Below are 12,934 nucleotides of genomic sequence, written 5' to 3' on the forward strand. Positions count from 1 at the left end.
CTCAACAACACGAAGGGCAATAACATTCTCATAAGTCCGGTTATCCCCCATCACCCCAACCGTTTTGATCGGTAAAAGGACGGCAAAGGATTGCCAGACTTTGTTACAATTGTTAACCACTCTCCAGATATTTTGTCTATCTCAATGGTCGGCCTGTACCCTTACAGGGTACGAAAACAGGCGGGTTATGCACGTTAGATCAAAACTTTTTTGGTTCGAACACGAAGACTATCACGAAGACAAAAACAGGAGGGTTTTATGAATTCAATAGAGGGGCTGGCAGACAATGTCATTTGCCTTTTTGAGGTACAGGCAATGAGATTGGAGGCAGTTGCTACGGCCGTCCGGGAAGCATCTATTACCGACAATGGACTATTTTTGATGTATGGGGACGGAACGTTCGTTCCACCTAGTAGTTATTCTGGTATTACCGAATACATGACTCAACCAATGGACGCCTTTTTACAGAAAACTTTATTTAATGACGGCAACAATACTAGGGCATTAAGAGCTCTTGAATTATTAGTAGCTGCAACTGGCAAGCATACCCGTTTAGGTCTCTTGAGAACTCAACTTAATGACATGAACAATTCTTTGAAAAAATCCATGGAGGGTATAATGCAGAGCACAGGAAAAGCCCCTTCACAACACTGTACTGCAGAAGCCATCACCCTCATGCGTGGGGCCAAGATCTGTGCAGAGATAGCCGATCAGGCCGAGATGGTTAAGAGGTGTGTTGTTGTCATACATAATCTGAAAGTTGGAGCTGTGATGGTTGTAGCCGGGGCTTCCGTGGCACTCTTAGCTTCATACCTCATAGGTCGGCTGCACTCTTTCACTATCAACCGCCATCCCATTTTCGATACTAATGATGCTAACAATGCCGGTCACTCACTCCGAACGGAGCCTATCTCACTATAACACTACAAGCTAGCAGACCATAAAATTCAATGGCCTATTCCCACTCAATCGTAGCGGGCGGTTTGGATGAGATATCGTAGACGACGCGGTTGACGCCTCGAACCTCGTTGATAATCCGGCTTGATATTTTTCCCAAAAGCTCCGGTGGCAGGCGAAAAGGACGGCAAAGGATTGCCAGACCTTGTTATAGAATTCTGCCTTTTTAAATTCGGTGATGACGATATCATCCGCCTCCTTCAAAACATTGAGCCTCTCCTTTGTCACCTCACCAATGACACGGACGGCAAGTCCCGGCCCGGGAAACGGCTGACGCTGGACGATCTCCTCCGCCATTCCGAGAAGACGGCCGATCATCCTCACCTCATCCTTAAATAATTCACGAAAGGGCTCAATAAGCGTGAGATTCATCTTTTCGGGCAATCCGCCGACATTATGGTGGCTTTTGATCGTGGCCGACGGTCCCCGAAATGAAACGGATTCAATCACATCCGGGTAGAGCGTCCCCTGGGCCAGAAAATGAACGTCCGGGATTTTCCGCGCCTCCTCCTCAAACACCTCAATAAAAACCCGCCCGATGATCTTCCTCTTTTGCTCCGGCTCCTCGATCCCTTGAAGCTCCTTCAAGAAACGTTCACCGGCATCAATTTTTTTAAGAGGAATCTTCATGTGGCGATTGAAAAGATCGACCACCCGCTCTCCCTCGTTTTTACGGAGAAGGCCATTATCAATAAAAAAAGACTCCAGTTGGTCGGGAACCGCTTTATGCAGGAGGGCCGCCATCGTAGAGGAGTCAACGCCACCCGAAACGGCACAAAGAACCTTTCGGGTTCCAACGATCTTTCGAATCTCATCAACCTTTTTTTCTACAAAGGTCTCCATCGACCAATTCCCCTCCAGTCCAACCACGCGATAGAGAAAATTCTGGAGGAGCTGCTTGCCGAGCGGGGTGTGAACCACCTCGGGATGAAACTGAATCCCGTAAATCTTTTTCTGTGTGTTCCCAATGGCGGCATGAAGTTTATTATGACTCTCGGCGATGATTTCATACCCGGGGGGTGGCGAGACGACATGATCACCATGACTCATCCAAACCGGCGTCTCTCCCACGGGAAATCCGGCAAACAACCCTTCCCGCTTGAGCACATGTATCTTTGAGAAGCCGTATTCCCGAACCAGCGCCGGCGCCACCTGCCCCCCCTCCATCTTGGCGATCCACTGCATACCATAGCAAATGCCAAGGACCGGAAGATCCAGATTGAGGAGACGGCGATCGGCCGTTGGGGCCTCCTTGTCATAGACACTCGAGGGACCTCCGGAGAGGATGATCGCGTCCGGTGAGAATTTTCTGATTTGGTCGAGCAAAACGGTGCAGGGCAAAATCTCACAATAAACTTTCAGTTCCCGCACACGGCGGGCAATCAACTGGGTGTACTGGGACCCGAAATCAAGGATTAAGACTTTGCTCATTCCGGTTTGTAGTTAGGTGCTTCTTTCGTAATCATCACATCGTGAACATGGCTCTCTTTGAGGCCGGAGGCGGTAATCCGTACAAAGCGGGCCTTGGCCCTCAGCTCCTGGAGATTTTTAGCCCCGAGATAACCCATGCCGGCCCGAAGGCCGCCCACTAACTGGTAAAGGTGCGAAGAGAGCGAACCCCTGTGAGGAACCATCCCCTCCACCCCTTCCGGAACCAGTTTGGAGCGATCTTCGACACCCCCTTGGGCATAACGATCACCACTCCCCTTGACCATCGCGCCCAGGGAACCCATACCACGATACGCCTTGTAAGTTCTTCCCTGATAAAGAATCGTCTCGCCGGGCGCCTCATCGGTACCAGCAAAAAGTCCACCGATCATCACCGCATCGGCCCCGGCCGCAAGTGCCTTGGTGATATCTCCGGAATATTTGATGCCGCCATCGGCAATCACCGGAATTCCACGATCACGGGCGACACGTGAGCATTCTAAAACCGCTGAGAATTGAGGGACACCAACACCGGAAACCATCCGTGTCGTACAAATCGATCCCGGCCCGACACCCACCTTGACCGCATCAACGCCAATCTTTACGAGCTCCTGAACCGCCTCGCCTGTTGCAACGTTACCAACGATCAACGGAACATTAAAATTCTTTTTAAACTCCCGCGCCGTCTCCAGAACACCGGCCGAATGCCCGTGAGCGGTATCAATCGCCACTAAATCAACACCTGACTCAATCAGACGGCCGGCTCGAACCAAGGCTGATTCTCCAACCCCGATCGCCGCACCAACACGAAGACGCCCTAGGCTATCTTTGCAGGCATTTGGAAACTCAGTGGCCCTTTTCACATCTTTGATCGTGAAGAGCCCCTTGAGATTTCCCCGATCATCAACGACAGGAAGTTTTTCGATCCTGTTTTTCTGCAAAATCTCCCGTGCCTGCTCGAGCGTTGTCGTCTCTCCGGTCGTAATAACCTTTGTGGTCATCGCATCAGCAATCTTGAGGCCCAGATTGGTTTCAAAACGAAGGTCACGACTCGTCAGTATCCCGACAAGCCGGCCGCCTTCCGTGATCGGGACACCGGAGATGTTGTTCTCCTGCATCACGACCACTGCCTCTTTCAGTTTTTGCTGGGGATTTAATGTGATGGGGTTCAAGATCATTCCCGACTCAGCCCGCTTGACCTTTGCCACCTCGAGGGCCTGGAGGTTGAGATCCATATTACGATGGATAACCCCGACCCCCCCCATTCGGGCCATCGCAATCGCCGTCTTGGATTCTGTCACCGAGTCCATTGCAGCGGAGACCATCGGAATTTTAAGACGGATATCGCGTGCGAGCAGCGTGGAGGTATCGACCTCATGGGGCAGGACTTCACTTTTTTGGGGAAGCAGCAGAACGTCGTCGAAAGTTAGCGCGATCGGGATTTCTTGGGGTACCATGGCGGGGAGTTACTCTAAGGAACGATAACTGTCAAGGCGAACGGGGAAGCAGCTTGAGGGAATATAACCGCCCACCGTTGGAGAAGTAGTAAAGCCGACCCTCATCAATGGCGGGGTCAGAAGAGATCCCTTTTTTAGTAAAGCGACGGTACAGGAGCTTTCCGGTCTCACGTTCGAAGAAATTCATCGTGGAAGACGAAAGACCGACCGCGAGGATGTTTTGATAAACAACCGGTGCGGTCAAGGCCCCCTCCCCAACCTTTGTCTCCCATAGAACCTCTCCATCCGCCTTGTTGAGTGCATAAAGGGATCCCCGCGAGCCGGACACAAAGAGCGTTTTCCCCTCACCAACGATCGACACACCGCTCCCGAGATCACGCGACCAGAGAATATTTCCCGATTTTAAAGACAACGCATACAGGGGACCATCAAAGAGGGAGAGATAAATATTGTCTCCCTCAATCAAGGGAGGGGCATCGAGGTCGCTGAAACCGTTGCCGTCATTCATGAGACGCTTCTCCCAAACAACTCTGCCATCCCTTGTGGAAAGGGCCCGGAAGGTCCCGTCGGAGAATCCAAGATAGAGACGTCCCCTTCCATCCAAAACCGGAGGAGAATTTCCACGAACCGCCATCTGGAGAGGAGGAGTCAGGTGATCAACCTGCCAAACGGTTCTGCCATCACTCGCATCAATCGCATACACCTGCCCCTCCGAGGCGGCCAGATAAAGCCGCCCCTGTTCAATGACCGGGGCGGACAGAATCTCCGATCCAAGAGGCCTCTCCCAGATCAGTTTCCCTGAATCACTCTCGAGGGCGTAGAGAATCCCCTTGTCATCACCAAAATAAACCCGCCTCCCATCGCCGATCGCCTTGGAGTTAATCGTCCCATTCGCCTTAAAGCGCCATTTTTTATGACCGTTTGATTTTTGGATGGCGTAAAAGGTCCCATTGTCACTCCCCAAAAAAAGAAGTTCTCCAAAAACAAAGGGGGAAGAGAACTCCCTCCTCTTATACTTGAAAATCCTTCCCTTCTTGGCGACCGAGATCCACTTGGCCTTGAAGGGGACTCTTGTTTTAGGGGCGTAGTGGTACCCTCGGTTTCTCCAATGGGCCGGTTCATTCGCCAGGACGGCACCAGAAATGATCAGGGCAAGGGTGAGAAGGAATGGGCCAACCGTCCTCACTTTTTGGCTCCCCGCTTTTTAGCCTTTTTGGAAGGCTCCTGCTTGGGGGCCGCAAGGGACGTTTTACGTTTTTCTGCCTCGGTTCGAAGATCCGGGAGGCTCGCCTCCTTGGCGAGTTGATCATAAATCTTCACGGCCCCTTCCGTATCCCCCTTGTCGAGCAAGACCTGGGCGGTCAGGAACCTTGAATAGTCAGGCAGGGCGTTTTCCGGGTCGTTTTCGGCCTGCTTGAGATAATCCAGCGCCTTCTCCCATTCCTTCTTCTCGCGATAGACAAGGGCCAGATTCTGAAGAGCGGCCACCCGAAAAAAGGCATAACGGGGAGGGAGTTTTAATAACGATTCGTAAAGAGGGACTGCCTCATCCCATTTTTTCTCCTTCAGCGCCTTCCCTCCCTTGGCCATTCGTACAATAATAGCGGAGTCGGAGCGATCAAACTCCTGAGTAACCTTGTTGGCATCAGCCCATTCCTTTTGCTCGTGCAGAAGGGCCGCCGCCTGATCGGCGTAGCGATCCTGATACCACTCGTACCCCGCATACCCGACAAGAACGACCACCATAAAACAGAGGGGGAGAATCCAGAGACCCCTTTTTTTCCAAACCTGGGATAGCAATCTCTCCAGAGAAAAACCGGAGAAGACAGGGCGAGCCCGAACCGTTTCAACTTTCTTGTAGAGCACCATAGCTAGTCCTGAGTAAATAAATTCGTCACCGAATTTATGAATTGAAGGACTAAGTCTTATTGCCGGACGAATTTTTTTGTGTCAAGCAAGTCGCCAATATGATCCTGAAAACAGTTCACGATAACTTCCGGGAGGTGAAGGATGACTTAAGCGCCCTTTTGACCTACTTTAAATTCTCTCTCTCGGGAAACAAGATTGAACGACTGACCGATTTTGGCTCCTGCCAACATCCTGTCCTGCTCCTTCATGGCTATGGGGCGACACGTCGCGTCTTTACGCTTCTCGAGCGCCGGCTCAGGGCAGCCGGTTTCTCGGTCTTCAGCTACAATCTGGGGGGGATCTTTAACACCTTTAACACCCGCTCGATCGAGGAGCTGGCCCATCATGTCAAAGAGAAGGTAGAACGGCTTTGTCGTCGCCATAAGTTAAAGAAGATCAGTATTATCGGCCACTCCAAGGGGGGGATTATTGGACATTATTACATCAAGAGGTTGGGGGGGTATCGCCGGGTCAGGAATTTGATCACACTCGGGACCCCCCATTACGGCAATCCCTGGGCCCTCATGGCACTCTTCTCGCCGCTCTCTCTCGTTTCAAGAAGCCTTTGGGAAATGGCCCCCTTCTCCCGTTTCTTGAGACAACTGAATCGCGGACGGTTCCCCTCCAAGGTTCGTTTTATCTCGATCTATTCGAGGAAGGACCGCGTCTGTTTTTATCGGAGTGCGATGCTGGAGATTCCAAAAGGATCAAAAAACATGAAAAATGTTGAACTCAAGGAAGTGAGCCATGTCGATTATCTCCTGAACAAAAAGGTGTTTGATCTGATCCGAAAAGAATTGGGGGATTAAATTCACTTCATTTTTTCTTGCGATAATAAATCATAAGCGGCGCCCCCTCAAACTCAAATTTTTTGCGGAAGGCATTCAAGAAATACCTCTGATAAGAAAAATGGACCCCTGTCGGTTCATTCACAAAGACAACGAATGTCGGTGGATGAACGCCAACCTGGGTGACATAGTAGAACTTCACGGGCTTCCCCTTGTAGATCGGTGGATTGTGCGAGAGGGTGAGTTCCTCCAAAAAATCGTTTAATTGACTCGTCTTGACCCTTTTACCGGAGACCGTGTGAAGGCGATCAATCGTTGGCCAGAGGGAATCAAGCCCCTGCCCTGTTTTGGCGGAAATCAGAAGGAGAGGCGCATGGGCCAAAAACCGGAGCTTTTCAAAAAGCTGCTCCTTGTAAATTTTTTCGACTCCCCTCTTGTAAGGGACCAGATCCCACTTGTTCAAGACAAGAACGATTTCTTTTTTGGCCTCAAAGGCATAGCCGACCACATGGAGATCCTGCCGGTGAATCCCCTCTTTCGCATCGAGCAGGATAAGACAAACGTCGGAACGATCCGCCGCCTTGAGTGTTTGCAGAACCGCAAATCGTTCCAGCTCCGAACTCCATTTTCCATGACGACGGATCCCAGCCGTATCTAAAATTCGATATCTTTTTCCATCAATGGTTAAATCCGTATCAATCACATCCCGTGTGGTCCCCGGGGTTTCGTCCACCACCACACGTTCCTCCCCCAACAATCGATTGAGAAGAGAGGACTTGCCAACATTGGGACGTCCCATAATGGCTATTTGAGTCAACTCACTCCTCTTGGGCGCCTCCTCTTCTTCGGTCCGAAACTCTTCTGTCAGATGATCAAGAAGCTCCGCCACACCATACCCATGCTCCCCCGAAACGGGGAAAAGCTCTCTGCCAATGGAGTAGAACTCCGAGAGCCGACTCTCATGAAACGCCTCATCAATCTTGGTGACAGCCACGACAACTTTTTTGGAGGATTTCCGGAGGTGCCGTCCGATCTCCTGGTCTTCCGGCAGCAACCCGGCCTTTCCATCCATCAACAAGAGGACGATGTCTGCCTCTCGAATCGCCAGATCAATCTGTTCGCGAACTTTCTTCTTCAAGCCGCGAGACGGGTCGTCCGGAAATCCACCCGTATCAACAACCACAAAATCTTTTCCATTCCAGGAGGCATGCCCGTAATGGCGGTCCCGACTGACCCCCGCCAGATCAAGTGTAATCGCCCTGCGCGATCCGATCAGTCGGTTAAACAGCGTTGATTTGCCGACATTCGGTCGGCCGACAATGGCGATGATTGGCCTTCCTTGACCCCCGCTGTTCTGCCTCATAGCTCCTCCGGCCTTCGGGCCCTCCCCTTGCTCTTTAAGGGGAGGGAACAAGACGGGTGTTATGGATTCTCTCCATTTTGAAAGCAACCTTTTTACCGGATCAACCGAAGAGTTACCCAGACCCGGACAAGGAGTTTTTATGCCAACCTCTCTCTCAACGGCTGAAGCGATACGATGTTACAAGGGGGCCAAGATCCCGTTACAAGGAGATCTTACAAAAGATAAACTGCTCTGGACCCTCCGTAGAAATCAGGACATTCGAGTCAGCTGCTACCATCGAAATGCCGACCTTAAACTCCGGTCCGAGGATATATCCGACGAATATAAAGTGAAGACATCCGACGAATTGAGAGAGGCGTTCCGGTATGCCCGTTCTACATCCCACTTCAGAGAATTGACAAAATCAGTAGCCACTTTAGGGGATCAAGAAAACTTCCTCCATGAGGTGGATGACGCAACTCACGACTCAACCCATTGGGGTTTTTATACACCGATACTGGTCCTTGGAGGCATAATAACAGGCATCGCAGCTATTGTTGTAGGATTAGAAAGTGGCAAAAAAATGTGGATTGCCATTGGATTGGGAGCGGTCGCCACTGGCCTGAGTCTCGTCCTGGGATACCAGATTCACACCGACAGATTTCGTAATCGACTCCGGGAAGCGAATAACGAACCCACGCCTCGCTAAAGCGGACATTAAGGAGTTTTTATGACAACCTCTCTCTCAACTGCTGAAGCGATACGATGTTACCAGGGGGCCAAGATCCCGTTACAAGGAGATCTTACAAAAGATGAACTGCTCTGGACCCTCCGTAGAAATCAGGACATTCGAGTCAGCTGTTATCACCCAGACGTTGATCAGAGCTTTAGTAGAAACTCGTTGAATCGATCCGACCAATACGTTGAGCAAACCTCCGCGGAATTAAGAGAAGCATTTCGTTTTGCCCGTTCTACATCGGATTTTAAACGACTTACATTGCCGAACGACCAAGAGGCATTTCTCCATGAGGTGTATGATGCGACCAACAACTTAGATCATTGGGCCGCACTTCCCCTTACATTGAACGTCGGGGGAGTAGGAACGATTGTCCTAATATTGGCCGCGTTCCTGCTTGCTCCGGTAAATAAGATAAATCGGTCAATGAATTTGGCTCTCCTTGGAGGAGTAGCAGCTACTGGATTGACAATCCTGCGTAGGCACCTGATTCACATTCATGCATTTCGCGCCCAACTACATGAAGCGAATAAGTAGGGTGTGGCAGCGGGAGGATTTGCCCTTCGCCTAAAAACATCGTCAATACGGCTCAGGGCGTCGGCGTTTCGCTGACAGCCGCCGGAGTTGGCGACTTTTTCTCGGCTCATCGCCGAGCGCTCAACGCCGTTCAAATCCTCCGACAAAGCCAAGAAATGATTATGACGCTGTGGCAGCGGGAGGATTTGAACCTCCGACACGACGGGTATGAACCGTCTGCTCTACCCCTGAGCTACGCTGCCATAAGGGGGGGCTGTTGAAAAATGCCATCTGCTGCGTTCCCCTCGTCGCCGGCTCCTTGCCAAACACCGTTTCGTAGCATCCGGAATAGTTGGAATCAATAAAATCTGTTGCTAAATTCCTTTGTTGGAAAAATAGTCGCCTGATGCCACTCATCACCCTCTCATCCGATTTTGAAAAACAGAGCTACGGCTGTGGTGCGATGGAAGGGGTCATCTATGAGGTGAACCCCGAGGCCCGGGTCATCCACCAGATGCATGGCATTGAACGCTTTAGCCTCTTGCAGGGGGCCCGGACGATGGAAACACTCGTGACAATGCCGGTGGGATACCATGTCTGTGTCGTTGATCCTGGCGTCGGAACAAAAAGACGCGGCATAGCGATTCAAGTAGCACGCGGTGATATCCTCGTCGGTCCTGACAACGGTGTTTTGATCCCGGCGACACGAATCCTCGGCGGCATCATCAAGACACATGAATTGACCAACCCAAGATACCAGCGTAAACCGGTCTCGCCGATCTTTCATGGCCGGGATCTCTTCGCCATGGCAGCCGCCTATCTCTCAAAGGGAGTTCCTTTGTCCGATTTTGGCCAACAGATCCCCGAAAAAGAGCTGACACAGGCCCCTTATAAAGATGCCTTCATCAAGGGGAACAGGATCGAGGCGATTGTCATCCATATCAACCGGTTTGGGACGCTCTTCCTCAATATTCTTCAGAAAACGTGGGATCAGTTCGATCTCCCCCTCGGCGGAAAAATCCTGATCCGTTCCGGAAAAAAGTCACTTCGGATGACCCATGTCCAGACCTTCGGTGACGTGCCTGCAGGAAGCGCCTGTATCATAAAGGACGACTATACCCGCGTCGAGGCGGCGATCAATCAGGGGAGTTTCGTGAAAAAATTTCCGGTCCGTCTGGGTGATACCGTCACCTTGCAAAAAATTTTGTAGCGAGTCGGATGATCGCTCGAACCGACCGCGTGTAGGGGGGATAGAAAAAACGTAATATATCGATCCTCCCCTGACGAAGCACCGCCCTCTCGTGGGAAAAGGTCTTGAATCCATAAAAGCCGTGGTAGTTCCCCATCCCGCTCTCACCGATCCCTCCAAACGGGAGATCCGCGTTGGCGAGATGAATGATGAGGCTATTGACACAGGTCCCTCCGGCACTCGTCGTCCGGAGAATCTGTTCAATGTTCCCGGAATTTTTCGAAAAGATATAAAGGGCGAGCGGCTTTGGACGCGATTGGACGGCCTGAATCGCCTCTTCAAGCCGCTCAAAGGTCAGAATCGGCAGGATCGGTCCAAAAATCTCCTCCCTCATGATCGGTGTGCTCTGTCGAACGTTCGAAAGCAGTGTTGGAGAAAGATAGCGTCCTTCAGAATTTATTTTTCCACCGGTCTCAATCCTTGCGCCCGCCTGAACCGAGGCGTCCAGGAGACTTTTAAGATGCTGCAGGTGTTCACGGGTCACGAGGCGGCAGAAATCGCCACTCGCCTCCTGTGAGGCGTCATCCTTCCCATAGCGTGATTCGATGACACTCTTCGCCTCCCGAATAAAATCAGCCTCGAGCCTTTTATCGATGAGGAGATAGTCCGGCGCCACGCAGGTCTGTCCCGCATTGATAAATTTCCCCCAGACAAGCCGCTCCGCCGTCTTCTTCAGATCGGCCGTTTCATCGACGATAACGGGCGATTTTCCACCAAGCTCCAGCGTGACCGAGGCGAGGTTTTTCGCCGCAGCCCCCATCACCCTCCTCCCAATCGGGGGACTCCCCGTGAAAAAGATATGATCGAACGGAAGTTCGAGCAGGGCATCCGCCATGTCATGCCCCCCCTCGATCAACGCAATCTCATCCTCCGGAAAGAGGTCAGTGATCAGTCTCTTCAAAAATGCGGAGGTCTGTGGAACCTTGGCGGACGGTTTCAAGATAGCGCAGTTACCGGCCACAATCGCCGCAACGAGCGGTGAGAGGAGCAGTTGAAACGGATAGTTCCATGGAGAGAGGATCAGGACGACACCCTTCGGCTCGTAACGCACCTCGCTCCTTGTCCCAAAAAGAACAAATGGCGTCTTCACGCGGTGCGGCTTCATCCAGCCTGAGAGGTGTCGGATCGCGTGACCAATCTCGGCAACGACAGGAAAAACCTCGGTGACATCGACTTCACCGGGATTCTTCTTGAAATCGTCATGAATCGCCTGTTGCAATTCCCCCTGACGGGAAAGAATCGCCTCTTTGAGCTTTTTTAGTTTTTCAATGCGTTCCACCGCGGTGGTCCCGGAAACCCGCCACCGGTTGGCCTGCTGTTTTTCAAAAATATTCCGTATCAATCTTTCCGCGCCTTCGTTCTGCCTTGCCGAGCGGACCGCTGCTTGTTCCATAACACCCCCTTCAAGAGCTCTTCAGCCTTCCGGTACGGATTATCCCCCGGAAGGACCGAAAAAGTCAGCCTCTTTCGTAGCTCGTCCATAACAATTTCTGCTACCTCTTCCTGAGTGATCTTCTCCCTCTCCTTTTGCCCGATTCGATGAGACCACTCGCGATGGTCCTCGATCCGGGCGATTAATTCCTCAATACCGATCCCCTTCACCGCCTGAAGCGGCAAGACAGGGACCTTCCATCCGCCATTTTTCGAGGAGATTTCGAGCATCACCTTAAGTTCGGAGAGGATTCGATCGGCCCCCTCTCGATCCGACTTGTTCACAACAAAGATATCCGCAATCTCAAGAATCCCGGCCTTAAGCGTCTGGATCGCATCGCCCGATTCAGGCGTCAGCATGACGATCGTCGTGCTGGCGAGCGCCATGATATCCAATTCGGTCTGGCCAACACCAACCGTCTCAACCAAGACAAGGTCCATTCCAAACGCATCATAAAGTTTTACCACCTCGCGTGTTGCGCGAGAAAGGCCACCGCGACTCCCTCGACTTCCCAAACTCCGGATAAAGACCGATTCATCACCGGCATGCCCCTGCATCCGGATCCGGTCTCCCAGCACCGCCCCACCCGAAAAGGGACTTGAGGGATCAATCGCTACCACACCGATCTTCTCTTTCTGTTGGCGAAGCCGCGTGATGAGCTGATCGACCAACGTGCTTTTGCCGGCACCCGGCGGTCCTGTGATCCCAATCACAGGAACCCCCCGACACCGTTCCTGCACCTTGGAAAGTATCGCAAGGTGATCTGAGGGGCGACTTTCAATATGGGAAATGAGCCGTGCGAGCGCCAGACGATCACCGGACAGCATTTTGCTGAGCAACTCTGAAGAGCCCATCGGTGCCTCACTACCTGATTAGCCATACACAAGACAAGCGAACCTCTGATTTTGCTTGAGATTTGCCATGGTGACTATAACCCTCATTTGCCATTCCATTCACTCCCCACGCCCTCCAAGACTTATTATTATCTCATTGATATTATTATATAAAATTTAACTTATGAGGCGGCATGATGATTGCAAATATAGGCTGCAGGAGGACGAATGGGATTCGGAGATTTTCTTTCAGGCGCAGGTGATGTCTTCATGAACACCATCACGCTC

Annotated in this window: 10 protein-coding genes, 1 tRNA gene and 2 pseudogenes; 4 read left to right on the forward strand and 9 right to left on the reverse strand. The window is 51.6% G+C overall.

Annotated features, from left to right (window positions below):
- Window positions 1–102, reverse strand: a pseudogene (locus HYT77_10735) (hypothetical protein).
- Between the two features lie 156 nt (window positions 103–258).
- Between HYT77_10735 and HYT77_10740 the strand changes: the two are divergent.
- Complete coding sequence (locus tag HYT77_10740) at window positions 259–921, forward strand: hypothetical protein (protein ID MBI2068469.1); 663 nt, start codon at window positions 259–261, stop codon at window positions 919–921.
- 34 nt (window positions 922–955) lie between these two features.
- Here HYT77_10740 and guaA read toward each other — a convergent pair.
- The 4 genes and pseudogenes from guaA to HYT77_10760 form a co-directional block, all read right to left on the reverse strand.
- Window positions 956–2,388: pseudogene (guaA, locus tag HYT77_10745) on the reverse strand (glutamine-hydrolyzing GMP synthase).
- Window positions 2,385–3,842 (reverse strand): IMP dehydrogenase, encoded by a 1,458-nt coding sequence (gene guaB / locus HYT77_10750; protein ID MBI2068470.1) that lies wholly within the window; start codon window positions 3,840–3,842, stop codon window positions 2,385–2,387. The pseudogene guaA and the gene guaB overlap by 4 nt, the downstream one beginning before the upstream one ends.
- 31 nt (window positions 3,843–3,873) lie before the next feature.
- On the reverse strand, window positions 3,874–5,028 hold the full coding sequence (locus HYT77_10755; protein MBI2068471.1) for a PQQ-binding-like beta-propeller repeat protein: 1,155 nt from the start codon (window positions 5,026–5,028) through the stop codon (window positions 3,874–3,876).
- On the reverse strand, window positions 5,025–5,711 hold the full coding sequence (locus HYT77_10760) for a tetratricopeptide repeat protein (protein ID MBI2068472.1): 687 nt from the start codon (window positions 5,709–5,711) through the stop codon (window positions 5,025–5,027). The genes HYT77_10755 and HYT77_10760 overlap by 4 nt, the downstream gene beginning before the upstream one ends.
- A 98-nt stretch (window positions 5,712–5,809) precedes the next feature.
- Here HYT77_10760 and HYT77_10765 point away from each other — a divergent pair, with 98 nt between their 5' ends.
- Complete coding sequence (locus HYT77_10765; protein MBI2068473.1) at window positions 5,810–6,559, forward strand: alpha/beta fold hydrolase; 750 nt, start codon at window positions 5,810–5,812, stop codon at window positions 6,557–6,559.
- A gap of 7 nt (window positions 6,560–6,566) precedes the next feature.
- Here HYT77_10765 and der read toward each other — a convergent pair whose 3' ends face one another.
- Window positions 6,567–7,901, reverse strand: coding sequence for a ribosome biogenesis GTPase Der (gene der, locus HYT77_10770; protein MBI2068474.1), 1,335 nt, complete (start codon window positions 7,899–7,901; stop codon window positions 6,567–6,569).
- A 139-nt stretch (window positions 7,902–8,040) separates the two neighbouring features.
- Here der and HYT77_10775 point away from each other — a divergent pair, with 139 nt between their 5' ends.
- Window positions 8,041–8,589, forward strand: coding sequence for a DUF4190 domain-containing protein (locus HYT77_10775; protein ID MBI2068475.1), 549 nt, complete (start codon window positions 8,041–8,043; stop codon window positions 8,587–8,589).
- Window positions 8,590–9,323: 734 nt separating this feature from the next.
- On the opposite strand, the gene HYT77_10780 is transcribed toward HYT77_10775, so the two are convergent.
- A tRNA-Met gene (locus tag HYT77_10780) sits at window positions 9,324–9,395 on the reverse strand.
- Between the two features lie 143 nt (window positions 9,396–9,538).
- Between HYT77_10780 and HYT77_10785 the strand changes: the two genes are divergently transcribed.
- Window positions 9,539–10,342: an SAM-dependent chlorinase/fluorinase gene (locus tag HYT77_10785; GenBank protein MBI2068476.1), complete on the forward strand. Its 804-nt coding sequence runs from the start codon at window positions 9,539–9,541 to the stop codon at window positions 10,340–10,342.
- On the opposite strand, the gene HYT77_10790 is transcribed toward HYT77_10785, so the two are convergent.
- Window positions 10,320–11,774, reverse strand: coding sequence for an aldehyde dehydrogenase family protein (locus HYT77_10790; protein MBI2068477.1), 1,455 nt, complete (start codon window positions 11,772–11,774; stop codon window positions 10,320–10,322). The genes HYT77_10785 and HYT77_10790 overlap by 23 nt on opposite strands.
- Window positions 11,720–12,667: a methylmalonyl Co-A mutase-associated GTPase MeaB gene (gene meaB, locus HYT77_10795; GenBank protein ID MBI2068478.1), complete on the reverse strand. Its 948-nt coding sequence runs from the start codon at window positions 12,665–12,667 to the stop codon at window positions 11,720–11,722. The genes HYT77_10790 and meaB overlap by 55 nt, the downstream gene beginning before the upstream one ends.
- Between the last annotated feature and the right edge of the window lie 267 nt (window positions 12,668–12,934).

It is taken from the genome of Deltaproteobacteria bacterium (assembly GCA_016180855.1).
GTDB lineage: Bacteria > UBA10199 > UBA10199 > JACPAL01 > JACPAL01 > JACPAL01.